Consider the following 26,337-nt stretch of genomic DNA (forward strand, 5'->3'; position numbering starts at 1 on the left):
TTTGGCCCGTTCTTTGCTTTTGAGTTTAGAGCTGGATAGGCTCAAACAAAAGAGGAAATGATAATGTGGAAATTAGCACTGGCAATACTAGCGCTGAGCTCAGGCTCGGTTTTGGCGAATGAACGATGTGAATACAGCTCAGAGCAACAGGTAACGCTAAATGATGTGCAACGCTTGCAGTTGACCATGAGCTCTGACCAACTAAAACTAGTGGGCGGCTCGGGCGACCAGGTTGCGGTGACTGCCCGGCTGTGCGCCTCGTCACAAAAGCGGTTGGATGAACTGCGGCTGGATACGAGGCAACAAGGTCAGTCGACTCAATTGCAGCTGTTGCCAGAGCGGCGATCGAATCAGTTCAGTTCCGGCTTATTTGGTCGGGGTGGCAGCTATGCATGGTTTGATTTAACCATCGAGGTGCCAGCCAGTATTTTACTGGATTTAACACTGAGCTCTGGCTCGGCCAGCGTTGAAAATATTGCAGGTTTAGAATTGGTATTAAGCTCGGGCCGGGTACAGGCTAACGATATTGCTGGTCCGGTAAGCGGTTCTGTATCCAGTGGTCAGCTCACCATCACAGAGGCAGGGCCGGTGCAATTGAATGCGCTGTCATCTGGACAGGTCCGGTTGCATCAGGTGGGTTCGGTGCAAGCCAGCAGTGTAAGCTCAGGTCAGCTCAGTATTGAAACCGCAGCGGGTGATGTCACCTTAGCAAGCTTAAGCTCTGGCCAAATGCGTGCCAGTGACGTGCATGGCTCCGTAAAAGTTGATCGTATCAGCTCTGGCTCGGTGCGCGTTAGCGATGTAAAAGGTAATGCGGAGTTTGGCTCTATCGGTTCAGGCAGTATTCGGGCTGAGCGCATTGATGGTGACCTGAGCCTGGAGCGCAAAGGCAGTGGCTCAGTCCGTCATCAGGATGTAGGTGGTCAGGTGCGCTTGCCTTCCCGCTAAATAACTTTTGGCCTGGCACTCAGCAGTTGCCGGGTTTTTGACATCATTGATGCGACCAAAGTCGCCTTGCAGCAGTTGCCTGGCCTGCTAGTGTTAATAACACGCAAAGGCCAGGACACCACCGCATGACCATGCATCTTGCTCCCATTACCGATAAACTTAACTGGCTGCAACAACTGGCTAGCCACTACCATCAAGATTTTATCAGTGAGCAGCAGCGTCAGCTGCGTCGGCAGTATCAGGCTTTCCACCCGACCGCTATTATTGCTTTTAAATGCATGGATGGGCGCATTCACTTACCGCATGCTACTCGTATTCCAACAGGGGTGATTCAGCCATTTCGTAATCTGGGCGGTATCTTTGATCTTGGCTGGCCTTATTTAGGCGACCTACTGGCTGAGCAGGTGCAAGCCGCCTGGCAGCAAGGCCGGCCGGTTCTGGTGTTGATCAGCTACCACTTTTCCAAAGGCAATAAGCAGCGTGGTTGCGCTGGTTTTGATTGTGATCGGGCAGCAGCCGAACAACAGGCCAGATTATTACAGCAACAATTCCGTCAGCTCTACCCCAATCAGCACTGGTTGTATCCCCTGGTATGCGGTTTTGAAACCGATCTGGATGCATTGGTACTGCACGGCTCTGAACAACAGTTAGATCTGGCTTCAATGTCTGCATTGCAGCAAAGCAGAGCGCCTGAGTTAGTCCGGCAATTGTTGCCGGATATGCCAGCGCAGCTAGTGCAGGATCTGCTGCCTTTGGTGCAGGGCAATCTGGCTCATATCGCAGCGATGCGACAGCATCGGCGCCAGCCAGATAGTGAGCACCGGGAGTGGATGCTATGTATTGGTCGTGGCTTTGATTTTTTGCATGTGCCCAATACCGCCTTGATTATCGGCCCCTTTAGCCCGGATTTAGCACAGCCCATCCGTCAGGCTGCGGCAATTATTGCTGAAAATATGCGGGCAGGGCGCATTGCGGATGATGGGTTTTTGTTGCTGTCATCTGCGCCATACCAGCAGCTGGGGCCAGATCAGGCCAGAGCAGCCCTGAAGTCGGCCTTCCTCTATCAGTTTGCTGCCAAAGTAGTGGCGGATTTCGATCCTGCGCTGGCGAAAAAAATGCATGGTCGGCAGGCCACCCTGCACTGGCCTGAGCGAGCCTTGTACTGGCAGCCGCAGTTGTAAATTGATTTACACATTTCCCCATTTTAGTGCAATTAATTCGTTAATTTGCTTTTGCATACGTATTCATCTTGTTTAGCTGCACCAGCTTGGCCATAACAGTATGGCTCTGTGTATTTATCAGAGCACGTGAGGTCTGTTTCGTATTGCTTGTCGCGTTTGGAAACGCTGGAGGTAACAACAAGGACAAAAGTCGGGGAGCGGCATGGCATGGAGCTGAGGTAGTACACCACAGACCTGAAATACACCTTTTATTTTCAGGTATAACCATGCAAATGACAGCTAAAACTTTCTTGTCGACATGCTTCCGCCGAAGCGCCGTTGCATTCTCGGCTCTCACTTTATCGCTTGGCATACAGGCCAGCGATTTACCTCAAATCCCAGCCAATCAAGTTAATAACACCATGTATCAGGCATTTTACTGGGATGCCTACCCTGGTTTGTGGGCGGATTTGCCAGCCATGGCTGCACCGCTGGCCGAGCGCGGTATTACATCGATGTGGTTACCTCCAGCGGCCAAAGGCATGAATGGGACTTTCAGCGTTGGCTATGATGTCTATGATTTCTGGGATCTGGGTGAATTTAACCAAAAGGGCACGGTCGCCACCCGTTATGGCACCCGACAGCAGTTGGATCAAGCACTAGCCGCGCTCGATAATCTGGGTGTGCAAGCCTACTTTGATGTAGTGTTTAACCACCGTATGGGCGCTGATGCACAGGAGAATATTCCGGGCTTTGGCCTGGCTTGGACCGAGTACCATCTGCAAGGCCGTTCGGTGCACTATACCCAGCAAAACTGGGGGTATCTCTGGCACGACTTTGATTGGAACTGGACCGCATTCAATGGCTCCGATGGCAACTTGTATCCGGGGAAATGGTGGGGCAACACTTATCACTTTCCTTACCTGATGGGCGAGGACGTCGATTACAACCGCTTTGAAGTGCAGCAGGAAATGAAAGCCTGGGGAGAATGGGTGATTAATGATGTCGGTTTCAGCGGCTTCCGGATGGATGCGATTGCTCATGTCGATACCGATTTCACCCGCGACTGGATCAACCATGTGCAGTGGGCCACCACCGAGGATGTATTCTTTGTGGCGGAAGCCTGGGTCAGCGACATCAATGGTTATCTGGATGCAGTCGACACACCGCATTTACGTGCTTTTGATTTCAATTTGCGGGAGGAATTTGTTGCACTGAGCAGTGGCAATAAAGACATGCGCTGGTGGGGTGGTCTGGTCAACAGCCCGCATCGGGACCGGGCGGTAACCTTTGTTGATAACCACGACACCAGCCGGGCCGGAAATCCGTATGGCATGCCACAGGTCATTAATTACAAGAACCAAGCTTATGCCTACATCCTGCTGCGGGAGCATGGTGTACCCACCGTGTTTGCCCGCGATTACGACGAGTTTGGCATGGCGCCTACGTTGGATAAGCTGATCGAGGCGCGCCGCTACTTTGCCTATGGCCCGGGTCATGAATACGCCGGCAATACCGAGGCGGTGTATGCTTATGTACGTGAAGGTCTGAGTACTGCGCCGGGTACCGGCCTGGTGATGCTGATGTCGGGCCGAAACTGGGGTGGTCAGCAGTTATTCAGCATCAACAGTCACCAACCCAATACCACCTTCTACGATTATACCGGCAATGTGTCTGGCACCATCACTACCAATGCTCAGGGAGTTGGCAATTTCCCAGTGAATATGACGGAAAGTACAGGGTGGTCGGTCTGGGTACCACAATCTACAGGATCTGCACCAAACACCATTACCTTACGGATGACGAAAGATGTCGGCTATGGCTACTCGTTGTTTTTTACAGGCGGTGACTCAGCCTTAACAAACTGGGGCGCTGGTATTGAAGGCACCTGGACACCCGGCAACGTCTGGGAAGTGACGATCCCAGATCCAGGTAACTTTGAATGGAAAACTCGCAGAGGGCCAGTGGGCGGAAGTGGGCAAGACTGGGAAAGTGGCAGCAACCACAACCAGAACAACCTGCATCCCAGTTTTAATGGTGGGTTTTAATAGGGTAGATGGTTAAAACAGCAAGGGCGTAATCATTTGAATTACGCCCTTATCGTTTTATCTGAGCAATGCGCCAAATCATAACGATACTCGGCTCACAATGTGAGCCGAATAATGAGCCCTAATCGGCTCACCGGGCAAGTTTAAGTGCTCTATCCAACGCTTCCTGCGCATCGACCCTGATATCCGGGATTACCCCTATGCCCTCAAAGTTTTTTCCTGAGGTGGGAAATACCGGCCGGTACATAGGGATCCTGATGAACAGCCAGTCATTCACCTTGGCGGCACCGGTATAATGCGCCAGGCCAGCACTGGTTTCGCCGACTATGGTGGCTCGTTGCAATTGCTGTAAGGTATAACTGAAAAACTCACCAGCACTTACCAGCTGGCTGCTTTGTAACACATAAAGAGGAATGGTTTGCAGCAATTCGGAGCCTGGCACCGCTTCACTGACTACCTGGCTGGTTGGGAGCCCTGTCCGATCATGGATCTGCCACAATAAGGTGTCGGCCGGGACAAAGTGGCTGAGCAAATAACTCACCAGTTCAGGGGAACCACCACCACTGTCACGCAAATCAATGATAATGGCATCGGTATGACTGAGAAAAGTCAGGGCAGCATGCGCAATTCGGTGCGCCTGCTCTGCCTGCCAAAACTTATTCAGTTTCAGATAGCCAATATTGCCTGGCAGAACCATGGCCTGCTCAAAGGCAAAGTTATTGTTTTTACTTTCTTCGGTTTCCTGCAATCGATGTGAGACGCCACCTGTTTCTGCTGTCAAAGCCAGGCCCAGGTGACCATCACTGCTGTATTTCCGTAGTAAGCTGGCCACCTGTTCGGCAAACTGTTGATGGTTGATTAAATGCTCCAGTTCACCTGCATTTAGCTTTGCTGATAACTGCTGAGCCACTTGTTCGGCGGTGTCCGGAAATACATAGTGTTGGTGCAGTACCTGGTTAATGCCGTCAATGGCCGCCCGGCGTTCGCTTGCACTTATGCTGACGCTTTCATGCGCGACACCTGGCATCATGGTAAAAATAAATAGCGTGATCGTGACAGCTTTACTGAGCTGCATAAAATAGGAATACATAAAAACCTCTGTCTGATTATTTTAACTAACGTAGTAAGGTGTGGTTAAAAACATCAAGCCAGAAGGGAATAGTACAGCCGTTTTGCGTGTAAGTTTGCATCCTGCCACAGCCCAAGCCGAAAGCTGGCGCACGCATCGGCCAGGATATACCAGGGGAGCAGGGATGATAAGGGCGGCAAGCTGAGCGGCAAGGCGGCCAGTGGGCTTACCCCAAACTCTTGCCATAATGAATACACCGGCTGCTGCCTGATATGTTGAAATAAAACTGCAGGATGACGAGCCAGATTAGGTAGTACATACTCATCAGCTGGTTCCTGCTGACTTAATTGAGTTAATGCAGGCACCTCAGCAACAGAGCCGCCAAGTGGTGCAGGCTGCACTAGCCAGGCAACCAGTAGCATCAGCCCTGCAGTGAATAGCAGCACTTTGCACTGAACTAGCCAGGAATTTTGTTGCATCGGTTTACCTTTGTGAGCCATTGCTGATGATTTGGGGGTGGCTTGGCGCAGATGCAAGCAACGATAAGATTTATTTTCGGTAGTTTATAGAGTGGCTTAATCATACAATGATGCTGATAACACTGTTGGTAAGGTCAGCTAACAGAGGGAGGTGTGCTTGTCAGAGTGGCGTGTAGCCAACTGATCAGTCAATGAGGAGTGACTATGAGCCTGTTCCGGATATTCTTTTTACTTTTGACAGCTATGCTGTCGTTTCAACTGGCTGCCATTGTTATCCGGCATGATGTCAGTGATGAGCAGTATTGGGCGACTGAAGCAGATTTTCCTGCGCTGGCCACCTTGTACCAGATAGGTGTGCATGGCAGCCTGATCGACCCCGAGTGGGTGGTTACCGCCGCACATGCTATTTTTTGTCTGGAGCCCGGTGCGCTGATCCAGGTTGGTGGGCAGCAGGTTGCCGTCAGTGCGGTTTATGCCCATGCAGATTACCAGTTGGATAAACACAATGATATTGCGCTGGTTAAACTGCAACAGCCGGTAACTGCAGTGCCTGCAGCCCGGTTGTACCGCGATAATGATGAAAAAGGCCAGGCACTGTGGTTTATTGGTGCCGGTGCCAGCGGCAATGGCAATACCGGGCAGACGGTATCGTTGCAACAAAATAACGGCCAGTTGCGAAAGGCGCAAAATACGGTTCGGAGCACTTCGGCGACTGAGTTGCTCTTCACGTTTAACAAAGGCGATAAGGCCCTGCCACTGGAAGGAGTGTCGGGTAATGGGGATAGTGGCGGCCCAGCCTTTATTCAGCAGGGCACCGATTTTTACCTGCTTGGCGTTAGTTCCAGAGCAACATCCTGGTTTACTGCTGTGGGTAAATATGGTGTCAAAGAAGCCTACTCCCGTATTTCACACCATGCCAGCTGGCTGGACGCGGTGATGGCTGAAAATACTCAGGCGATCGCTGAGCAAACCACGCAAAACCGCTTTGTACCACCGGGCACTGCTGATTTACCACAACTGTGCGCCCGGTTGAATTTTTAGCTGTTTTGGGATTTTCATCCCTTAGCTGGCACGAAACAGCCATGAAAACCCAGTGGGATTGCCCTATCAGTCCAAGCCATTGCTACTGGGCCCTTGCTAAGTTGTTGCGCATCCAATACCGCCAGGCCACTTCTTCGCCGTTGGTAATCAAACAGGGTGTGTAATAGCCAACCCTGCCCGGGTTTGCTATTGGCTTTGGCGATAAACTGGGGCTCCTCCACTAAATAGCCCGGGCCATAGTGGTAATGTTGTTGCTGTTGTTGTTGAAAATTGAAGCCAACCACGGCATCGTTCAGTAGCTTGGCGCTACGCCCTGAGGTGCCGACACCATAGGTGCTGGCTTGTGCCAGTGGTTGCCTGCGATCCCAGGCTGGAAATTCCAGCGCCATGCCGGTGTCGTGCAAGGTGCTTTTACCCGTTTGCATATTGACCACCAGTTGCGACAAGGTGGCATCTTCACAGTCGTTGGCATAACCGGTGGCCAGTAACTCTTTCATGGCGCTGAGCATAATATCGGCGTTTTTGTAGCGGCTCAGGTTAACCACCAGCTCCTGACCACGTTGATAGGCTCCGGCAAAGTGAAAGACAAAACTTGGCTCAATATCGTATTGAGCGACTACTGAAAAATCATGTTTTGACAATACTATCAATTGGCTGGCCCGTTGTGGTTGCCATGAAAAGCTGTCGGTAAAGGTACGGCCCTCACCATAAACGCAGGAAGAATTAAGAATTACCACATATTCATCCGTGATGGCGAAATCATGCATATAGCCGCCAAAATCAAGCTCAAGCAGCTTCATCTTGTTTAGCTTGCCAGTAGCGGACAGATGATACAGAACTACCTTGGCGGGAGAAACGTATACCACGCTGCCCATATTCCAGACACTGCCATCCTGATCCCGGATCGGGTGGGCTGAAAACGGCAGATGCTGCATGCCTTCGCCCCAGCTGATTAAGCGACCAGTATCCAGAGTGTCAGGGATAATCTCTGTTGCAGAGCCTCCCTCCCACAAGGCCAATAACTTGTCGGCTATTGGGAAAATATTGGTGTTAGCCACATTGATGCTGTCATTATTAGCAACTGGCAGGCTGTTTGCTCTATAGGTTCCCGCTACCGGGTATAAAAAGCGCCCGGCTGCTTCCTCGGTAACAAACTTTTCGGTGCGAACAAAACGACCTTGATGCGTGATCTCGTCCGGGTTGATCCGAAACTTCTGGATCATTCCATCCCCATCAAACCAATGGTGGTAACGCTCGCCTGCACGTTGCATCATCGCCGGACCGTTTCGGTATAACGTGCCCGTAAGCTCTGTAGGCCAGCTACCTTCAGTGTGTAGCGATAGCACAGGCAAGTCGTGTTGAACGCCTTGATAGGCGGACAGCCAGGGTGCGTCTGGCTGCTTTGTCTCAAAAGCGAACGCATTGCGGGGGATGGCTGCGCTGGCACCCAGCATGGCCAGTATTTGAATAAAACTGCGCCTTTCCATGGAGACCTCCTAACGCAGACGGATCTGCATTTCTGTTAATTCAGCCGGATTAAAGCGTGCATCTGCAAAACTGGCTGGGCCGAATTGCCCGGCATTATTTGAAAAGCCGTATTGCTCGGTCGGCATGCCCAGCAGGTTGGTATCTAACTTGCCGTTGTTATTTTCATCATGCATAACTCTGATGGCGTATTCACCAGCAGGTAAATCTGTCAAGGGTATATGCAGGCTGTCGCCGTCTACAGGGAATGTGAGCGCCAATGCAGGGGAGCTATTGTTGTCATAATTTTCCTGGCCACGAAATAAAGCAAACTTAATTTGTCCGGAAGAGGCTTTAATATTGCTGATGGTGACATCAATGCTGCTGGTTTCAGAGGCAGATGCAGTCCATGCCAGGCTGGCTGCCAGGATCAGGCTAGTGTATTTCATCGGTTATCTCCTTTACTTGAGTTGGCCATAGACTAAGTTTTATCCTGACTGATCACAGGTGCCGGTGGTCACCGTTTTGCGGTAGAAAAACCATGACTTTTGGCACCTGTCTGTTTGCCATGGTCGCGATATACTGTTTAGATCTGGGGTAAAGGGGAAAGTTTTGCTAAAAAAACGAGAAGAGTGGTTTCTGATATTCAGTGGTTTATTCACTTGTGCGTTAGTTGCTTTTGTCGATAGCCTGGCCTGGAGGCAACAAGGGGTGAGTCTGCTCTGGCTGTTGCCTTATGTCGCCTTTACTTTCTTATTTTTACTGGTCACGGTAGATAAAGTTCAGTCAGGCTATCTCTGGATCAAGCCCGTAGCGTTGTGGTTGCAGGGCATCATCGCTGTAATGCTGGTTGCTTATATAGACGTCAGGGCGACCCCGATATTGCTGGTGGTTTGGGCGGCACAATTGCCTTTTGTGTTTTCTTTTCGTCAGGCGGTACTGGGGTTGCTGGGCCTGAATGCATTCGCTTTTATCTTGCTGCCCTTCTTGCTGGGCAAGCAGCCAAGCTGGATTGCGGCCTTCGCTTACCTGGGATTCGAGTGGTTTGCCCTGGCAAGCTCTCAGGCAAGGCAGGCATTACAGCAGGCCAACAAAGCATTAGCGCAAAGTAATCAGCAACTGGATGCGACTCGTTTATTGCTGGCGCAAGATGCTTCGCGCCAGGAGCGGTTGCGGATAGCCCGTGATTTGCATGATAGCATCGGCCATCAACTGACCGCCTTCTCACTGCAACTTGAAGCGGCCCGGCACTCAGCCCCAGTCGGGCAAGCCGATATTTTTGTCAGTCTGAAAACGCAAGTCAGACAATCTTTGCATGATCTGCGGGCCATTGTCAGAGAGGTGCGCGGCGCAACCGCAACAGACTTGACTGCCGCACTTCGCACTTTGTCCAGCAGGTTGCCCGGTATTCATGTTGAACTGCCTGATTCGCTTTCGGTAGAAAACGCGGCTTTGGCAGAGCAATTACTGTTGTGTTTGCAGGAAGGAATTAGTAATGCCGTACGGCATGGGCATGCGACAACTATTAACGTGCGTATTCTGAGCCAGCAACCACTGACCATAGAACTGACTGATAACGGTACCGGGCTGGCAAAAAACATCTGTTCCGGTAGTGGGATTAAAGGCATGAAAGAGCGGCTGGCCGCTTTTCAGGGCACGGTGACGTTGCAAAATAATCAGCAAGGCGGTGCCTGTTTGCAATTATCTGTGGAGCAAAACCATGATTAGTATTGGGTTAGCTGACGACCAACAGCTGGTGCGGTCCGGTATCGCGACTCTGATCGATTTGTCAGGAATTGCCCGGGTTTGCTGGCAGGCTGCCAATGGTCTGGAGGCACAGAAAAAGCTAATCAGCGAGCCCGTAGATATGCTGATTAGCGATATCAGAATGCCGCAACAGGATGGCATTGCCCTGGTCACTGCCTTACGAGCACAAGGGAGCCTTATTCCGGTGCTGATGCTGACTACCTTTGATGATCACGAGTTGTTTTTACAAGCATTGACTGCAGGTGCAAATGGCTTTTTGTTGAAAGATATTGATATGCCGACATTGGTTGATGCGATCCAGAAAATCGCAGCCGGAGGTTTTGTAGCTGAACCTGTGCTGGTTAGCCAGATCTCCATGCCACTGGATCGGGAGAGAGACTTTGTTGCTGATTGCTTATCAGAGAAAGAGCAGCAAATTCTGAAGCTGGTTGCCGCTGGGCTATCGAATAAAGAAATTGCCGGTGCGGTGTATCTGGCCGAAGGTACGGTAAAAAACCACCTATCAGCCATTCTGGCAAAATTACATTGTCGTGATCGAACGCAAGCAGTGCTTCGGGCATTACATTGGCAGTTGATTTAATCGTTGCCACTTGGTTATGGGCCATCAGTAAGCCCTAACTGGTTCACTGCCCAAATCTGCGCAGGATCCACCATTACCCCGCTGTTAAAAAGGTCCGGTAGCTTTGGTTATCACTGACTAAACGGTATTCGTAGCCCAGATGTTCTAAGTGCTCATTGATATCGTTGCGGCCAGTGACTTCAAAACCTGCCAGTACATCGCCGGTGGCGGCGCCGTGGTTGCGGTAGTGAAATAAGGTAATGTTGCGATGCTCGCCCAGGGTATTGAGGAAGTTCATCAGCGCGCCTGGGTACTCCGGGAAGTTAAACTGATACACCTGTTCGTTTAACGGGCGAGGCGGCAGGCCACCGACCATGTGGCGTACATGCAGTTTAGCCAGTTCGTCGTCGGATAAATCCAGAAATTCATAGCCCGCATCACTAAGTGCCTCTTTGACAGTGTTAAGCTCCTGCACACCATGGCGTAGTTTGATGCCAACAAAAATATGCGCTTTGTGGTCGCTGGCGTAGCGGTAGTTAAACTCGGTGATAGCGCGCCCGCCGAGGGCCTGACAAAAGCGGCGGAAGCTGCCCTTTTCCTCCGGGATGGTGACGGCCAGCACAGCTTCTTTTTTCTCGCCCAGCTCGCAGCGTTCAGATACATAACGCAGGGTATCGAAATTCAGGTTGGCACCGCTTAATACAGCTGCCAATTGCTGGTTCGGCTCACAGCCTGATTGCTGGCTGTATTTTTTTAACCCAGCCAATGCTAAGGCGCCTGCCGGCTCTGCCACAGCCCGCAAATCATCGAAGATATCCTTAATGGCTGCGCAGATCTCGTCGCTGCTGACGGTGATGACGTCATCACAGAACTGCTGCGCCAGTTTGAAGGTTTCGCTGCCGATACGTTTGACTGCTACGCCATCAGTAAACAGGCCAACCCGCTCCAATGTGACCGGTTCACCTGCTTTGAGTGCTGCCTGCAGGCAGTTGGCATCTTCTGGCTCGACGCCGATCACTTTGACATGCGGCAATACTGCCTTAATGTACACCGCCATGCCTGCCAGTAAACCACCGCCACCAACCGGAATAAACACCGCATCCAGTTGATTGTGTTGAGTCAACAGCTCTTTGGCCACAGTACCCTGGCCTGCGATCACATCCGGATCATCAAACGGCGGGATATAGATGGCACCCTCTGTTGTAGCCAGCTCTATGGCAAAGCGGTTGGCTTCGTCAAAGCCGGTGCCGTGTTGCACCACATTGCCACCCAGTGCTTTGACGGCGGCTACTTTGATTTCTGGTGTGGTGATTGGCATCACAATGGTGGCTTGCAAGCCAAGCTTGCTGGCCGAAAGGGCCACTCCTTGCGCATGGTTGCCAGCTGAGGCACAGACCACTTGGGCATCGGGACTTTGTTGCTTTACTTTGTGCAGCTTATGAAAGGCACCGCGTAGTTTAAACGAGTACACTGGTTGCTTATCTTCCCGCTTCAGCCAGATGGAGTGGCCAAGCCGTTGACTAAGCTTTTTCATCGGCTCGGTTGGTGTTTCCACTGCGGCTTGATACACCGGCGACAGCAAAATCTCGCGCAGATACTGCTGCATTTCATCGGTATCTGTCGGTGTCGGTTGTGCTGTTGCCAGGTTATTCATTGCTACTCCGTTGATGTTTTACTGCTAATGTTTTGGTTTATGCCTGCCGATCAGGTGTAAGCTCAAGGCAAGGTAATGCTCTTTTCGCCGCCTTAGACAGCACATCCCTGCCGCTGCTACTAGAGCACACCTTGCCCATCGTCTTTCATGCTTTGCTGTATTTCTCTCCGAAACACTTAACTATCTTGCGAAGACCGGAAACTGCTAAACAAGGCGTCTCCAGCATGGATGCTGGAGCCGAGCCTACATGGATGCATTCACGGCGTCCTTGTGTGCAGTTTGTGGTCGAAGCCTACAACTAAGTTGACTCAGTCTTCCAGCTTCGATAAATCCCGCACCGCCCCTTTATCGGCGCTGCTGGCCAGCATGGCATAGGCTTTCAGCGCATTGCTGACAACCCGCTTACGATCCACTGGTTTCCAGCCCGCTGCACCTTTTGCATCCATCGCTGCGCGGCGTGCGGCTAGCTCTTCATCCGAGATAGCGATATTCATGCTGCGATTCGGGATATCGATGTCGATGCGGTCGCCTTCTTCCACCAGACCAATGGCACCGCCACTGGCTGCTTCTGGTGATACATGGCCAATGGATAAACCGGAGGTACCGCCAGAAAAACGACCATCTGTGATCAACGCACAGGCTTTGCCCAGCCCCATCGATTTTAAATAACTGGTTGGATACAGCATTTCCTGCATGCCCGGTCCGCCTTTCGGCCCTTCATAACGAATGATCACCGCATCGCCAGCGACAATCTTACCTGCCAGAATAGCGGCCACGGCATCATCCTGACTTTCAAAAATTCGGGCGCGGCCAGAGAAGACCAAGCACTCCTCATCTACTCCAGCGGTTTTCACGATGCTGCCATTGGGGGCGATATTGCCTGATAGTACGGCCAAACCACCATCTTGCGAGAAGGCGTGCTCCTTACTGCGAATACACCCTTGTTCGCGGTCGTCGTCCAGCGAAGGGTAACGACAGTTTTGTGAAAACGCCTGCGTGGTGCGAATTCCGGCCGGGCCTGCCATATAAAACTGTTTTACTGCCTCATCGCTGGTGGTTTTGATATCCCACTTTTGCAATACCTCGCCGAGGCTAGCACCACAAACATGCGGCGTGCTGGGATCAAGCAAGCCTGCTCGATTCAGTTCGCCCAGAATGCTCAGTACACCACCGGCGCGATGCACATCTTCCATATGGTACTTTTGCGTCGAGGGGGCCACTTTACACAGATGCGGCACCATCCTCGATAAGCGGTCAATATCATCCATGCTGAAATCAACCTCACCTTCTAAAGCTGCAGCCAATAAATGCAGTACAGTATTGGTGGAGCCACCCATGGCGATATCCAGCATCATGGCGTTTTCAAAAGCAGCTTTGCAGGCAATGCTACGTGGCAGAGCACGAACATCATCCTCTTTGTACCAGCGATTGCACAGTTCCATAATGCGATAGCCTGCCTGCACAAACAGCTCTTTGCGATCAGCATGAGTGGCCAGCATGGAGCCGTTACCCGGCTGGCCTAAGCCCAGGGCTTCGACCAAACAGTTCATCGAGTTGGCGGTAAACATGCCTGAGCAGGAGCCGCAGGTTGGGCAGGCACTTTGCTCGATGGCTTTGCTATCGCTGTCGCTGACGTTAGGGTCGGCTGCGGACACCATGGCATCCACTAAATCAAGCTTGATGATTTGATCCGACAATTTGGTTTTGCCAGCTTCCATCGGTCCGCCAGAGACAAAGATCACCGGCACATTCAAGCGCATGGCGGCCATCAGCATGCCGGGGGTGATTTTATCGCAGTTGGAAATGCAAACCATGGCATCGGCACAGTGCGCATTGACCATGTACTCGACCGAGTCGGCAATCAACTCACGTGAGGGCAAGCTATACAGCATGCCGCCATGCCCCATCGCAATGCCATCATCGACGGCGATGGTGTTAAACTCTTTGGCGATGCCGCCCGCTTCGGCAATGCTGCTTGCTACCAGCTTGCCCAGATCCCGTAAATGCACATGGCCAGGCACAAACTCACAAAATGAGTTCACCACCGCGATAATGGGCTTACCAAAGTCGGTGTCTTTCACCCCGGTGGCGCGCCAGAGCGCACGGGCTCCAGCCATATTACGACCTTCAGTGACGGTTGCGGATCTTAACTTTGGCATTGTGTTGATACTCCATGGTTGCCAGTTTCATTACGATGAAATAACTGAGCTGAAAAAAGATGTAGTCAATTGTGTTCAGTATAGATGCTACGCCCCTGATTCAGGCATGGCACCCGGTTATTTTACGCCCGCAGGGCGGTCAGTGTTTCACTTGCCAGCTCCAGTTGCTCTACATCCACCAGTTTATTCAACTGATTGGTCAACAAATGAATGGGCTTGTCGGTGACCACCGATAAGATGATTAACAGGCCAGCATGTTCAGCCAGCGGCTTCATTTCCAAGCCAGCAAGCTGAAAGCCACGATAGCGGGTAACCTGCAATAGCCGCTCTAACACCACGGCTTGATTTCTGGTCTGGATAGTAAGGACATGATTCATGATGAATGCTCCGTGATCATTTGTTCATTGGCAGCGCCTGGTGGAACCAGTGGCCAGACATTGTCTTTTTCGTCGATACAGACATGCAGCAGGTAGGGGCCCTGCCAGGTAAACATAGCTTCCAGTGCATCAGCGACTTCATCTTTACGACTGATGCGATGGCCGGGAATGGCAAAAGCCGCCGCCAGCGCAACGAAATCCGGGTTATCCGATAAGTCGGTTTCACTGTAGCGCTCGTTAAAAAACAACTGCTGCCATTGTTTCACCATGCCAAGGCGCTGGTTATCGATGATGACGATTTTTACCGGTAGCCGAAAGCGCTTGATGGTACCCAGCTCTTGCACATTCATCATAAAGGAGCCATCGCCACTAACGGCCAACACGGTGTCGTGCGGTCGGGCCAGCTTGGCGCCTATGGCGGCAGGTAAACCAAAGCCCATGGTGCCAAGGCCGCCGCTACTTAAGTGATTGCGTGGGTGGTCAAACCGCATATGCTGCGCGACCCACATCTGATGCTGGCCTACATCGCAACAGACCACACTGTTATCTGGCATCCGCTCGCTTAGTTGCTTCAATAGCAAAGGAGCATAGATGCGTTCACCGGGGTGATCGTAGCGCCAACCGTGCTGTTGTTTCAGCTGCTGACAATGCTCCAGCCAAGGCTGACAAGCCGTGGCTGTGCTGATGGCGGGCAGGATTTGCTTCATATCACCCAGCATGGCGCAATCTGGCTGACGCAGTTTGTTGATTTCGGCGGGGTCAATATCGATATGGATCACTTTGGCACCGGCGGCAAAGGTGTCCAGCTTGCCGGTCACCCGGTCATCAAAACGTGCGCCCAGGCAGATCAGCAAATCACATTGCTGCACTGCCAAATTAGCGGCCTGAGTACCATGCATGCCCAGCATACCTAGATAATACGGGTCGTCTTTCGCCACTGAGCCCATGGCTTTTAAAGTGGTGACTGATGGCATGGAGCTTGCTGTTAAAAACTGCTGCAATTCCGCGATGGCATCGGCCATATGCACACCGCCACCGATATAGGCAATGGGTTGCTTGGCAGCGGCTATCAACTGACGGGCCTGTGTTAGGGTGTGCGGTTCGACCGTTTCCAGATCGTTGGTTGTGTGTCGCTGAACTTCATGCAGCGCAGCGGAGACCTCGGCAACCTGTATATTTTTCGGGATATCCACCAGCACCGGGCCGGGACGGCCGCTTTGTGCAATACGAAAGGCTTCATGCAGCGTCGCTTCCAGCTGTTGGATATCTTCTACCAGCACGCTGTGCTTGGTGACCGATAAGCTTAAACCTAAGACATCGATTTCTTGAAAGGCATCGGTTCCCATCACCGCTTGTGGCACCTGACCAGTGATGGCCACCATGGGTACTGAATCCAGCATGGCATCAGCCAATGAGGTGATCAGATTAGTAGCCCCTGGCCCTGAGGTTGCCAAACAAACACCAACTTTGCCTGAGCTACGGGCGTAACCGATGGCTGAAAAGGCTCCGCCTTGTTCATGGCGACATAAGTAATGTTTGATGGGGCTGTGGTAGATGGCATCGTAAATGGGCATGATGGCGCCACCGGGATAGCCAAAAATGCTATCCACGCCGTGTTGCTCCAATACCTTCATCACCAAATCTGCGCCGTTCATTGTGTTTCCTCTTTACTCATTCAGCCCGTTTTTTCAAGGTCCGGAAACGAAAAAACCCCCGGTCCTTGCGGAGCGGGGGTTTTTCTGGAATCTGGTTTTCTAGCTAGAAAATTCCAAACGCAAGCCCCCGCAGTGACTAATAATCACCACGACTACGAGGACAATAATGTTTAGAACAGCAGCTAAACGCATTTTATAATTCTTCACTAACTCTAAGGGTTAATTTAAGGTCATGGGGTTAACCATGCCAGTTACCTCTATAAATAGCCGTCTATCAGTCTGAAGTCAACGGTTTTTTCAGGAAATGGCCAATTCTGCAGCAAAAAGTGCCAAAAACTGCTATTTGCACAAGAATGGAACGACAGAGTACACTGAAGCAATAGTGAACAAATGCGGTCAGCCGATGGATCAGTTAGAGCTGTTTGATCTGCCCAACCCTTGTATTGGGGTGTGTGAAAGCAATAACCGGGGTTATTGCAAGGGCTGCTTGCGCTCACGTGAGGAGCGGTTCAATTGGCCACAAAAGCCTGCGGTGGAGAAAGCCCGGATCTTAAAGCTGTTGGCCCAGCGACAAAAACGCCGTCAGGCCAAAAGCCAATCAGGCCATGACAGAGCAACCAACCCGGATCAGCAAGAGCCGGATTGGTTTATTGATGCCTCCAACCAAGATTAGGCCGTATTGGCATTTACTGACCACTCAAGCGCTTACCAAAAGAGATGGCGTAGGTTGGCGAGCGCATTTGCAGTATTGGGTCATCACTGGCCCGAAAGCCTAGGCTAAGCACATTCGGGTCAAAGTTGGTTCCAACACAGCTGTCATCGCCACTGGATGTGATACGCAAGGTACCGACATGGATCTGCTGCCGCTCTGCTGGCCATTGCACCGATGGATCGCTGATACTATCGCCTTCTTCACCCAGGGTTACCATCCAATCAAAATGCACAGGGCCCTCGGTCAGTCGCTCTGCCAGGCGGTCGACTAAGAAATCAGAGCTGGCTTCAGCAATGTCTGATTCTGACTAGCCCTTGATGCCATCACCCGGCGATAAATGCCAGCGGATCTTCACGGCATCGCCTTGATGATCACGTATGTAAAACGTATGCAGGCCAAAATATTCCGTAGTGGTATAACTCCAGGGTGGCGGTTTAGCCGCTAGCCAGGCCCCTTGCGCGTGCGTGTCTGGATGTGCGCGACGAAAATCAGCAATTCGCTCGGCATCCATTTGGCCCTCTGCATTCGGCCGCATGGCTTGCAATAAGCCAAGGAAATTTTCAGGGTTTTTGGCACCAAATACCGGCGTCGTCAGGGTTGCAATATTGTGTTTACTGCCATCAGGCAAGGTGAATTGAGCGGCTAATCCGCGTGGTGAGCGGTGGTAATCAGGAACATGCGGATTACCACCGGCCATCGAAAAGCGAAATTGAGTTGGTAATGTTTCGCCAGAAAATAAAGCAATATCAAATGCCTGTTGCCCAGCTTCGCTGGCGGTAAAGTCACCAACAGCACAAACACCTTTGGCATGGCCTTTACGCTCACCGGCATGATGACCGGAAAGCTGCTGAAATACTTCAATAAAATCGTTCGGATTGGTTTGAGCCGACGCTGTGTTTACGTGCAGTGCAGTAAGTGTCATCACGCACGTGAGCGTGAGAACTGATGAGACCTTGATCATGAAAACCCCTGAATAAAATTAGCCAATAGCATCTTACGCTATTGGCTGGGGTTTGGATGTGTTGAAGATCGGTTTATGCTTTTTTACTGATAAGGCTTAATAAGAACAACAGCACCACGGCACCTATTGTTGCCATAATTAAGGTACCAATCAGATTGGTGGGGCCAAGACCGAGCGCATTAAACACGATGCCACCAATAAAGGAGCCGACAACCCCGACAATAATATTCACAATCAGACCAAAACCACGGCCTTTCATGAGTTGCCCGGCCAGCCAGCCAGCAAGGGCGCCGATCAATAGAAAAATGATAAAGTTCATAAACTTCCTCTTTATGGTTGTTATTCAATAATGCAAAGTTCGCCTTCAAAAAATAGCAGGAGAACCGGGTGAATGATACTTGATTCAGCAAAAAAGCCAGTGTCGGAGTAGGATTTGTTTGCTGAACTGCCCCTTTGGACGGTGTTATTCATGATTAAAAATAATGAAAACACCCTTATGCAGTGGTTGAAGTTAGGCCTTGTAGGTGCGGTCATTGTTTTGACTGGTTGTGTGAGTATGCCGTCAGCGCATGATTACAGTGCGTTTCGCAATGCAGATCCTCACTCGATACTGGTATTGCCACCGATTAACAACAGTGTAGAGGTTATTGCGCCTTATAGTTTACTGTCGCAGGTCACAGGACCTATTGCAGAATCGGGCTACTATGTGTTTCCTGTGACCTTGGTTGAACAAACATTCCGCAACAATGGGTTGACCGAAGCAACGGATATTCATGCCGTGCCTTTTGAAAGAGTCCATGAAATTTTTGGTGCTGATACTGGCCTTTACATGACGATTGAAAAATACGGTACCAGTTATGTAGTGTTGTCGAGTGAGACCGTAGTGGCAATCTCAGCTACCCTGGTTGATTTGCGCTCAGGAAATGTCTTGTGGCAAGACAAAGCAACAGCATCATCTGCAGAAAGTCGAGGAAACAGTGGAGGTGGCTTGGTAGGTATGCTGGTAGAAGCGGCGATGAATCAAATCATTGAAACCATCACCGACCGCGGTTTTGATATTGCAGCCATTAGCTCCAACCGGCTGTTGTTTGCTGAAAGTCATAATGGGCTGCTTTATGGCCCAAGATCACCCAAGTATGGTCAGCCAGTAACAAGCGAGAAGCAAAAGTAAACTTTTGCCCTAAGGCGTGTTTAATTGGGTCTTTGGCCCATTTGTTTTCCAGACTAAGCCGATGTGATTTTGCATCGGCTTAAACGAATTCATGCTATCAAGCCTAATACTGTACTTGCGCTATATTAACTCTCAATTAACTCTATTTCTGACAAATTCAATTCCCTGTACTCACCCTCCACCAAATCGTCTGGCAGTTGAAAATCACCTATTTTTTCCCGGTGCAGGCGCACGACTTTATTGCCGATGGCGGCGAACATGCGCTTTACCTGATGGTAGCGGCCTTCGTGGATGGTGAGTAAAGCTTCTTGCTCGGCAACGATGTTCAGCTCAGCGGGTAGGGTCAGGTCTTTTTCACCACGAAGTAATACGCCATCAGCAAAGGCTTGCACAGCGCTGGCTGGAATGGGATCGGCCAGCCAGACCCGATAGGTTTTAGCAACATGATGCTTGGGGGATGTGATGCGATGCAGCCACTGGCCATCGTCGGTAATCAGCAGCAAGCCTGTGGTATCCAAATCCAATCGCCCGACCGGATTTAGTTTTTCCAGCAGTGGCTCATCCAGTAACTGCATTACAGTCGGGTGCTCCGGGTCATCACTGGAGCAGACATAGCCGGCGGGTTTATGCAGCACAATATAGCGCGGGCCCGTTGGTGCTACGACCTGATCATCGAGCTCAACTACTGCATCAGCGGGCAGTTGCATGGCGCTTTGTTTGGCCAGCAAACCATTGACGGTGACACGCTTCTGGCGGATTACTTTGGTGGCCTGGGAGCGGGTTAAACCAGTACTGGCACTGAGGTATTTATCCAATCGCATACAGAAAAAACCTTATCAACAATAGATGCGTATTTTACTTCAGTTGACCCATAAAAGCTTGTTCAGCTTCAATTAAGCTGCAGGCACTAGGCTACAAACAGTACTACTTTATGGTTTAGGAGATCGATCTATGCGCTTATCTCTACTAATGTCTGCATTAGCAGGTGCAATGTGCTTTACCGCAACGGCTGCTGAGTGGCCTGGCCATCGCTATATCGAAGGCAGTTTTCTGTCTTTTGAAGATAAGTTCGATGGCGATCGTAACGATTACAGTGGCTATGGTCTGAAAGGTTCCTTTAAAATTAACCAGCATTTGTTTATCGCCGGTGAGTACAGTCGGGTGGAAGATACCGTGCGCTTCAGTGATGGTTATGATGAGTACCGTATTCGCAATCAGGCAATCGGACTTGGCGTGATCACGCCCTTTGCGCCGAATACGACGTTGGATTTAGCTGGTTATATTGGCAATTACCAGCTGAAGGATACCATCGTGGATGGTAATTTTATTGAGCGCTTTGAAGATAAATACGACTATTTAAAGATTGAAGGCACTGTGCGCAGCATGATTACACCTCAGGTTGAGTTGTATGGCCGTTTGGGCTACGAGTATCTGGATGAGTCGGGTATCGTGGATAAAAGCCAGTTTACCCAAGCTGTTGGCTTGCATTACTTCTTTAGCCCAAACATCTCAGTTCTTGCTGAATTCTCTCGGGGTGACTTTTTGGGTGGAACCTTTACTCAGGGTAAGCTCGGTGCTCGTTTTAGTTTCTAATGCAGCGCCGAGACGATAAAGTTTGGATTAAGCAATTCGTCGCGATGGTATACCGCGTCACCCAGGCCGGTAAATTGCACCGAGGCACCTGCTTCTTCGGCAATGATATGGCCTGCGCCGGTATCCCACATCATGGTCGGGCCAAAGCGTGGGTAGACATGAGCACTGCCTTCTGCCACCAGACAAAACTTTAATGAACTACCCACAGCGACAATGTCATGCTGCGGAAATTTCTTGACGTAGTCTGCCAGCTCCGGGCTTGGGTGGCTGCGGCTGCCAACCACTCTGATGGCTTCGCCTGGAGCGGGGCGACTAACCTGAATGCGGTACTGCTCACCTTTTTCCTGTACCAGTGCGCCTTCACCTTTTAAGGCGGCATAGGTTTTTTGCAGAACCGGAGCATGGATCACACCGAGTACTGCTTTGCCTTTCTCAATCAAGGCAATATTGACGGTAAACTCACCATTGCGTTTAATAAACTCCTTGGTGCCATCGACTGGGTCAATCAGCCAGAAGCGCTCCCAATGCTGGCGCTCACTCCATGGCGTGGTTGCAGCTTCTTCCGACAGCAGTGGAATATCCGGCGTCAGCTGTTGCAAGCGTTCACTAATCACCTGCTGCGCTGCAAGATCTGCAGCGGTGAGTGGCGAGTCGTCAGCTTTGGCCTGAATGCCCTGCTCGGTGATATCGCGGTGATACACGTCAAGAATGGCTTCTCCGGCTTGCTCTGCCAGTTGAATGATTTGTTGTAATAGCAGTTTCATAGCATCGGCTTCATCATTATATGTTTGTTGTGCTTACTCAGCGGTTGGCTTTGATCCAACCACGCTGTTGCAGCAGTTGCAACAGTTGGGCGACATTTTCCTGCAAGGTGCTGCTGGAGGTGTCGATGACCAAATCCGGTTGTTCTGGTGCCTCATAGGGATCAGAGATGCCGGTGAAATGACTAATTTCGCCTTTGCGCGCTTTTTGATACAGGCCTTTAACATCGCGTTTCTCACAAACCTCCAGTGGCGTAGCAATGTACACCTCGATAAAGCTATCTTCAGGTAAAAAGCTGCGAACCAGCGCTCTTTGGTTGCGATAAGGCGAAATAAAGGCGCTAAGTACCAATAATCCTGCATCGACCATTAAGCCGGATACTGCACCAACCCGGCGCAGGTTCTCGGTCCGGTCTTCGGCGCTAAAGCCCAAGTCGGCGCACAGGCCATGGCGCACATTGTCGCCGTCCAGCAAGTAGGTATGAAAGCCTTGCTCCGCCAGTGCTTGTTCCAGCGCATTAGCCACGGTGGACTTACCGGAGCCGCTTAATCCAGTGAACCATAGCACGCCGCTGCGATGGCCGAATAAATCAGCCCGTTGCTCGCGACCTACCTGATGTTGTTGCCAAACAATATTGTCAGTCATCTTGTATCCATAAACGCATTAAAAAGGGAAAATCAGCGGTAAGCATAGCAATACCACGCTGCTATACACCAAAGCCATTGGGATCCCGAGTCGGGCATAGTCTTTTAGCTGGTAGTTACCGGCACTGTACACCATCAAATTGGTTTGATAACCAAAGGGAGAAATAAAACTAGCTGAAGCACCAAAGGCGACTGCCATAAAAAATGGCGTAGGGTCTACGCCTAGCTCTAATGCCATGGCATAGGCAATCGGAAAGGTCAGCGCGGCGGCGGCATTGTTGGTGACCACTTCGGTAAACAGCCAGGTGGCAATAAAAATAGCAATCAGTGCGCCATAGGCTCCGCTGCCATCGACCAGCTGGTTCAGGCCTGCTGCAATCATGCCGGCGACGCCGGATTGGATCATCAGCTGCGCCAGACCAATGGCAGCGCCGACAATGACAAATAGCTCCAGCGGGAAACGGCGCTTTAATTCATTCAGATGGATCACCTGAGTGGCCAATAACCCAACCAAAAGCACCGGCAAGCCTTTCACCAGCGGCACCATATCCAATAAGGATAAGAGCAAGGTAGCGGCGAAGGCGGCCAGTACCCAGTGGCTACGTTTCGACGATAAAGGCGTCGAAATCGAAAGGCCATTAACGTAGATAAAATCCTGACTCAGTTCATTCAGGCCAGGAAAGTCTTTGCCGGTGGATAAGATCAGCACATCACCAGCATGCAGCTCTAAATCACCGAGGCCACCATTGAGCCTTTCATGGCCGCGTCGAACCGCAATCACCACCGCATCGTACTGCTCGCGAAAGCGCAAGTTTTTTAAGGTTTTACCAACCAGCTTGGAGCTGTAGCTAATCACCGCTTCCATCAACTCACCTTGTTGATCGGCTTGATCCGGCACCAGCTGCAAGCCCGGGAAGCTTTGCAGCCGTGAAACGGCCTGAATATCGCCGACAAAGCGCAACTCGTCACCAGCCTGTATCCCGGTATCGGGGCGGACCGGACAAATATGCTGCTCACCGCGTTGGATCTCGGCCAGAAACAACGATTGCAGCTCACGCAGACCATTTTGCTCTACCGTTTTACCAGCGAGTTGACTGCTGTTATCCACATGAGCACTTAAGTAAAAAGGTGCGGCTTCATCGTGTTGCTTACGGGTATCGGGTAGCCAGTGCACGCCAATCATCAGGACCACCAGACCAGCGGCAAAGGCAATCAGGCCAAGCAAGGTGAAGGAAAAAAAGCCAAGGCTGGGCAAGCCAGCCTCTTCAACAAAACCATTGACGATCAGGTTGGTCGAGGTGCCGATTAAGGTCAGCATACCACCTAAAATGGCGCTATAGGACAATGGGATCAACAGCTTGGAGGCAGCAAAATGTGGATGTTGCCGTAGCGACGCCATCAAGGTCGATACCACGGCGGTATTGTTGACAAAGGATGACAAGAATCCACTGGACAGACTGAGCCGTGCTACTACCAGGCTAAGGTTTTTGCCCTCAAAGCTATGGCTGAGCCAGCTGACCAACCGGGTTTTTTCGATGGCAATGGAAATCAGCAACAACAACACCAAGGTAATGAGTGAGGGGTTGCTGAAGTTGGTTAATGCTTTGTCGAGTTCCAGCCAGCCAACCAGATAACTGAACAGCAAGGCACCACCAAACCAAAAGGCCGGTGAGCGCTTGCTTACTATCAGGCCGGCAACCAGAGCCAGCAGCAGGGTGATAACCCCATACTGCTGTAGGGTCATTTCTTCTCTGCTTGGTCTTTGGCGCGGAGCTCTTCCACGAGCGTGGATAGATCATTGGCTTGCCAATGCGGGAAGTGCTTGCGGACTAAAGCATTGAACTCCAACTCAAAGGCAGTGAAGCTCGCTGGAATGCTCTGACTTTCTTTCGCTAACACGGTCTGAATCAAACCCGCGGCAACGGTGGCGTTGGTTAAGCGATCGACCAGAATAAAATTGCCAGTCCCGGGATGATCGGCAAAGCTATCCAGTGGTAGCACTTCAGTCAGCTCCAGCTCCACCAGTGCAATGTCGTTCATCTGCACATCGTCGGCATCGATTTTCTGCAGCGTATTGATATTCATCTTATGATCTAGCTGGCTGATGCTGGCCGAGCTTTTGCGACTGGCTAGCTTTAAGTCATACAACCGGCCAGGTTGCAGCGGCTGTTCATTAAACCAGACCAGATAGGCGAGCGCACGGTTACTCTGCGTGACACTCTCTTCCACTGGGACCAGCCAGTCGCCGCGGCTGATATCGATTTCATCCTGCAAGGTCAGCGTTACCGCTTCACTGGCTTGGGCTGAAGGCTGTTGACCGGCAAAGGTTTCAATGCTGCGCACCGTGCTTTGTTGACCCGATGGGTACACCTTGACGGCTTGGCCAACCGCGAGACGGCCACCGGTTAAAGTGCCGGCAAAGCCACGGAAGTTAAGATCGGGTCGAATCACGTACTGCACCGGAAAGCGGGTGTGCTGACCACTGCGGTCCGGGATCGGTAGCGTTTCCAGCAAGGGCAATAATGGCTGCCCCTGATACCAAGGCATGGAGGCTGAAGGCTGAGTAATATTCTCACCTTTTAGCGCACTTAAGGGTACGACATCGACATGAGGCACCTGCAACTGAGTGGTGATGGCCAGAATATCTTTTTTGATGCGGCTGAATTCGGTTTCAGCGTAGCCGATCAGATCCATTTTATTGACCGCCACCACAAAATGCTTGATGCCCAGCAGAGCACAGATAAAGCTATGGCGTTTGGTTTGGGTCAAGACACCATGGCGTGCATCGACCAATAAAATGGCCACATCGGAATGGGACGCGCCAGTCGCCATATTGCGGGTGTACTGCTCATGCCCCGGTGTATCGGCCAGAATAAACTTACGCTGGGTCGTGGAGAAATAGCGGTAGGCGACATCAATCGTGATGCCTTGCTCGCGTTCGGCCTGCAGACCATCGACCAGCATGGCTAGTTCCAGTTCGCCATCGCTGTTGCGACCTTTGTGATCGCTTTTTAACGCATCCAGCTGATCATCGTACAGTTGCTGGCTGTCATGCAGCAAGCGGCCAATCAGGGTGCTTTTGCCATCGTCGACACTGCCACAGGTCAGCACGCGTAGCAGGCTTTTGTCCTGATGTTGTTGCAGGTAACCACGAATGCCCAGCTCGTCGAGCTGCTGTTGTAATGATGTTGCTTCCAGTACGCTGCTCATCAGAAGTACCCCTCACGTTTCTTCAATTCCATACCGGACTGATCCTGATCGATCACCCGCCCCTGACGTTCGGAGGTTCGGGCACGTAGCATTTCTTCGACGATGCCTTCTAAGGTGTTGGCCGTGGACTCAATGGCACCGGTTAGTGGGTAACAGCCAAGGGTACGAAAACGGACCGACTTGTGCTCAATCACCTCGCCCGGCTCAATCGGCATACGGTCGTCATCGACCATAATCAAGCTGCCATCGCGGGCCACAACAGGCCGTTCTTTGGCTAAATACAGCGGCACGATGTCGATGTTTTCCTGCAAAATGTATAGCCAGATATCCAGCTCGGTCCAGTTGGACAGTGGGAACACCCGGATGCTTTCGCCCTCATTGATGGAGCTGTTGTACAGGTTCCACAGTTCAGGACGCTGGTTTTTTGGGTCCCAACGGTGGTGTTTATCGCGGAAGGAAAACACCCGTTCTTTGGCGCGGGATTTTTCTTCATCGCGACGGGCGCCACCAAAGGCTGCATCAAAACCGTATTGATTCAGTGCCTGCTTTAGCCCCTGAGTTTTCATCACATCGGTGTGCTTAGCACTGCCATGGACAAAGGGGCTGATATTCATCGCCAGCCCTTCCGGGTTTTTATGCACCAGTAAGTCGACGTTGTAATCTTTAGCGACCCGATCACGGAACTGGATCATCTCGCGAAATTTCCAGTTGGTATCCACATGCAGTAGTGGAAATGGAATTTTGCCGGGGGCAAAGGCTTTGCGTGCCAAATGCAGCAGCACCGATGAATCCTTACCGATGGAATACAGCATCACCGGCTTTTTAAACTCGGCGGCGACTTCGCGGAAAATATGAATGCTTTCCGCTTCCAGTTGTTGTAAATGCGATAACGCCATCTGTGTTA

General features: G+C 51.2%; 26 protein-coding genes. 9 read left to right on the top strand and 17 right to left on the bottom strand.

Annotation, left to right across the window (positions count from 1 at the left end):
- Nucleotides 1-63 precede the first annotated feature (63 nt).
- The 3 genes from Q3O60_RS07030 (at nucleotide 64) to Q3O60_RS07040 (ending at nucleotide 4,156) form a co-directional block, all read left to right on the top strand.
- Nucleotides 64-948: a DUF4097 family beta strand repeat-containing protein gene (locus Q3O60_RS07030; RefSeq protein WP_305893202.1), complete on the top strand. Its 885-nt coding sequence runs from the start codon at nucleotides 64-66 to the stop codon at nucleotides 946-948.
- Between the two features lie 125 nt (nucleotides 949-1,073).
- The gene (locus Q3O60_RS07035) at nucleotides 1,074-2,129 is read left to right on the top strand and encodes a carboxysome shell carbonic anhydrase domain-containg protein (protein ID WP_305893203.1); all 1,056 of its coding nucleotides are present in this window, start codon (nucleotides 1,074-1,076) and stop codon (nucleotides 2,127-2,129) included.
- Nucleotides 2,130-2,401: 272 nt separating this feature from the next.
- Complete coding sequence (locus Q3O60_RS07040; RefSeq protein WP_305893204.1) at nucleotides 2,402-4,156, top strand: alpha-amylase domain-containing protein; 1,755 nt, start codon at nucleotides 2,402-2,404, stop codon at nucleotides 4,154-4,156.
- Nucleotides 4,157-4,286: 130 nt separating this feature from the next.
- On the opposite strand, the gene Q3O60_RS07045 is transcribed toward Q3O60_RS07040, so the two are convergent.
- Nucleotides 4,287-5,246: a S41 family peptidase gene (locus tag Q3O60_RS07045; RefSeq protein WP_305893205.1), complete on the bottom strand. Its 960-nt coding sequence runs from the start codon at nucleotides 5,244-5,246 to the stop codon at nucleotides 4,287-4,289.
- 53 nt (nucleotides 5,247-5,299) lie between these two features.
- Nucleotides 5,300-5,704, bottom strand: a complete 405-nt coding sequence (locus tag Q3O60_RS07050; RefSeq protein ID WP_305893206.1) for a hypothetical protein — start codon at nucleotides 5,702-5,704, stop codon at nucleotides 5,300-5,302.
- Between the two features lie 204 nt (nucleotides 5,705-5,908).
- Between Q3O60_RS07050 and Q3O60_RS07055 the strand changes: the two genes are divergently transcribed.
- On the top strand, nucleotides 5,909-6,745 hold the full coding sequence (locus tag Q3O60_RS07055) for a S1 family peptidase (RefSeq protein WP_305893207.1): 837 nt from the start codon (nucleotides 5,909-5,911) through the stop codon (nucleotides 6,743-6,745).
- Nucleotides 6,746-6,759: 14 nt separating this feature from the next.
- On the opposite strand, the gene Q3O60_RS07060 is transcribed toward Q3O60_RS07055, so the two are convergent.
- Entirely contained in the window at nucleotides 6,760-8,232 is a 1,473-nt protein-coding gene (locus Q3O60_RS07060) for a carotenoid oxygenase family protein (RefSeq protein ID WP_305893208.1), read from the bottom strand.
- A gap of 9 nt (nucleotides 8,233-8,241) precedes the next feature.
- Nucleotides 8,242-8,658, bottom strand: a complete 417-nt coding sequence (locus Q3O60_RS07065) for a DUF2141 domain-containing protein (RefSeq protein ID WP_305893209.1) — start codon at nucleotides 8,656-8,658, stop codon at nucleotides 8,242-8,244.
- 163 nt (nucleotides 8,659-8,821) lie between these two features.
- Here Q3O60_RS07065 and Q3O60_RS07070 point away from each other — a divergent pair, with 163 nt between their 5' ends.
- Complete coding sequence (locus tag Q3O60_RS07070; RefSeq protein ID WP_305893210.1) at nucleotides 8,822-9,937, top strand: sensor histidine kinase; 1,116 nt, start codon at nucleotides 8,822-8,824, stop codon at nucleotides 9,935-9,937.
- Complete coding sequence (locus Q3O60_RS07075; RefSeq protein WP_305893211.1) at nucleotides 9,930-10,556, top strand: response regulator; 627 nt, start codon at nucleotides 9,930-9,932, stop codon at nucleotides 10,554-10,556. The genes Q3O60_RS07070 and Q3O60_RS07075 overlap by 8 nt, the downstream gene beginning before the upstream one ends.
- Before the next feature lie 73 nt (nucleotides 10,557-10,629).
- Here Q3O60_RS07075 and ilvA read toward each other — a convergent pair whose 3' ends face one another.
- The 4 genes from ilvA to ilvG form a co-directional block, all read right to left on the bottom strand.
- On the bottom strand, nucleotides 10,630-12,189 hold the full coding sequence (gene ilvA / locus Q3O60_RS07080; RefSeq protein WP_305893212.1) for a threonine ammonia-lyase, biosynthetic: 1,560 nt from the start codon (nucleotides 12,187-12,189) through the stop codon (nucleotides 10,630-10,632).
- A 308-nt stretch (nucleotides 12,190-12,497) separates the two neighbouring features.
- A complete protein-coding gene (gene ilvD, locus Q3O60_RS07085; protein WP_305893213.1) occupies nucleotides 12,498-14,348 on the bottom strand; it encodes a dihydroxy-acid dehydratase in 1,851 nt (616 codons plus the stop codon).
- Between the two features lie 122 nt (nucleotides 14,349-14,470).
- Nucleotides 14,471-14,725 (bottom strand): acetolactate synthase 2 small subunit, encoded by a 255-nt coding sequence (gene ilvM / locus Q3O60_RS07090; RefSeq protein WP_305893214.1) that lies wholly within the window; start codon nucleotides 14,723-14,725, stop codon nucleotides 14,471-14,473.
- The gene (gene ilvG, locus Q3O60_RS07095; RefSeq protein WP_305893215.1) at nucleotides 14,722-16,380 is read right to left on the bottom strand and encodes an acetolactate synthase 2 catalytic subunit; all 1,659 of its coding nucleotides are present in this window, start codon (nucleotides 16,378-16,380) and stop codon (nucleotides 14,722-14,724) included. Before ilvG ends, ilvM begins: the two co-directional genes overlap by 4 nt.
- A 403-nt stretch (nucleotides 16,381-16,783) precedes the next feature.
- Here ilvG and Q3O60_RS07100 point away from each other — a divergent pair, with 403 nt between their 5' ends.
- Nucleotides 16,784-17,053: a DUF1289 domain-containing protein gene (locus tag Q3O60_RS07100; protein WP_305893331.1), complete on the top strand. Its 270-nt coding sequence runs from the start codon at nucleotides 16,784-16,786 to the stop codon at nucleotides 17,051-17,053.
- Between the two features lie 13 nt (nucleotides 17,054-17,066).
- On the opposite strand, the gene Q3O60_RS07105 is transcribed toward Q3O60_RS07100, so the two are convergent.
- The 3 genes from Q3O60_RS07105 to Q3O60_RS07115 all read right to left on the bottom strand — a co-directional run bounded on the left by Q3O60_RS07105 (nucleotide 17,067) and on the right by Q3O60_RS07115 (nucleotide 18,372).
- Nucleotides 17,067-17,324 carry a catalase family protein gene (locus tag Q3O60_RS07105; RefSeq protein WP_305893216.1) on the bottom strand — a complete coding sequence of 86 codons (258 nt, stop codon included), beginning with the start codon at nucleotides 17,322-17,324 and terminating at the stop codon, nucleotides 17,067-17,069.
- Between the two features lie 75 nt (nucleotides 17,325-17,399).
- Entirely contained in the window at nucleotides 17,400-18,014 is a 615-nt protein-coding gene (locus tag Q3O60_RS07110) for a catalase (protein WP_305893217.1), read from the bottom strand.
- Between the two features lie 112 nt (nucleotides 18,015-18,126).
- The gene (locus Q3O60_RS07115) at nucleotides 18,127-18,372 is read right to left on the bottom strand and encodes a GlsB/YeaQ/YmgE family stress response membrane protein (protein ID WP_305893218.1); all 246 of its coding nucleotides are present in this window, start codon (nucleotides 18,370-18,372) and stop codon (nucleotides 18,127-18,129) included.
- Between the two features lie 177 nt (nucleotides 18,373-18,549).
- On the opposite strand from Q3O60_RS07115, the gene Q3O60_RS07120 reads away from it, so the two are divergent.
- Nucleotides 18,550-19,224, top strand: a complete 675-nt coding sequence (locus Q3O60_RS07120) for a DUF799 domain-containing protein (RefSeq protein ID WP_369812648.1) — start codon at nucleotides 18,550-18,552, stop codon at nucleotides 19,222-19,224.
- Nucleotides 19,225-19,349: 125 nt separating this feature from the next.
- Here the strand turns inward: Q3O60_RS07120 and rsuA are convergent, their stop codons facing one another.
- Complete coding sequence (gene rsuA, locus Q3O60_RS07125; RefSeq protein WP_305893220.1) at nucleotides 19,350-20,045, bottom strand: 16S rRNA pseudouridine(516) synthase RsuA; 696 nt, start codon at nucleotides 20,043-20,045, stop codon at nucleotides 19,350-19,352.
- A gap of 130 nt (nucleotides 20,046-20,175) precedes the next feature.
- Here rsuA and Q3O60_RS07130 point away from each other — a divergent pair, with 130 nt between their 5' ends.
- Nucleotides 20,176-20,817 (top strand): outer membrane beta-barrel protein, encoded by a 642-nt coding sequence (locus Q3O60_RS07130; RefSeq protein WP_305893221.1) that lies wholly within the window; start codon nucleotides 20,176-20,178, stop codon nucleotides 20,815-20,817.
- Here the strand turns inward: Q3O60_RS07130 and cysQ are convergent.
- The 5 genes from cysQ to cysD are packed head-to-tail and all read right to left on the bottom strand — an operon-like array spanning nucleotide 20,814 to nucleotide 26,329.
- A complete protein-coding gene (gene cysQ / locus Q3O60_RS07135; RefSeq protein WP_305893222.1) occupies nucleotides 20,814-21,581 on the bottom strand; it encodes a 3'(2'),5'-bisphosphate nucleotidase CysQ in 768 nt (255 codons plus the stop codon). The genes Q3O60_RS07130 and cysQ overlap by 4 nt on opposite strands.
- A 37-nt stretch (nucleotides 21,582-21,618) precedes the next feature.
- Entirely contained in the window at nucleotides 21,619-22,224 is a 606-nt protein-coding gene (gene cysC, locus Q3O60_RS07140) for an adenylyl-sulfate kinase (RefSeq protein ID WP_305893223.1), read from the bottom strand.
- A gap of 18 nt (nucleotides 22,225-22,242) precedes the next feature.
- Nucleotides 22,243-23,967 (bottom strand): SLC13 family permease, encoded by a 1,725-nt coding sequence (locus tag Q3O60_RS07145; protein WP_305893224.1) that lies wholly within the window; start codon nucleotides 23,965-23,967, stop codon nucleotides 22,243-22,245.
- Nucleotides 23,964-25,433, bottom strand: coding sequence for a sulfate adenylyltransferase subunit CysN (cysN, locus tag Q3O60_RS07150; RefSeq protein ID WP_305893225.1), 1,470 nt, complete (start codon nucleotides 25,431-25,433; stop codon nucleotides 23,964-23,966). Before cysN ends, Q3O60_RS07145 begins: the two co-directional genes overlap by 4 nt.
- On the bottom strand, nucleotides 25,433-26,329 hold the full coding sequence (gene cysD, locus Q3O60_RS07155) for a sulfate adenylyltransferase subunit CysD (RefSeq protein ID WP_305893226.1): 897 nt from the start codon (nucleotides 26,327-26,329) through the stop codon (nucleotides 25,433-25,435). Before cysD ends, cysN begins: the two co-directional genes overlap by 1 nt.
- Nucleotides 26,330-26,337 lie beyond the last annotated feature (8 nt).

This window comes from Alkalimonas collagenimarina (genome assembly GCF_030717845.1).
Classification (GTDB): domain Bacteria; phylum Pseudomonadota; class Gammaproteobacteria; order Enterobacterales; family Alteromonadaceae; genus Alkalimonas; species Alkalimonas collagenimarina.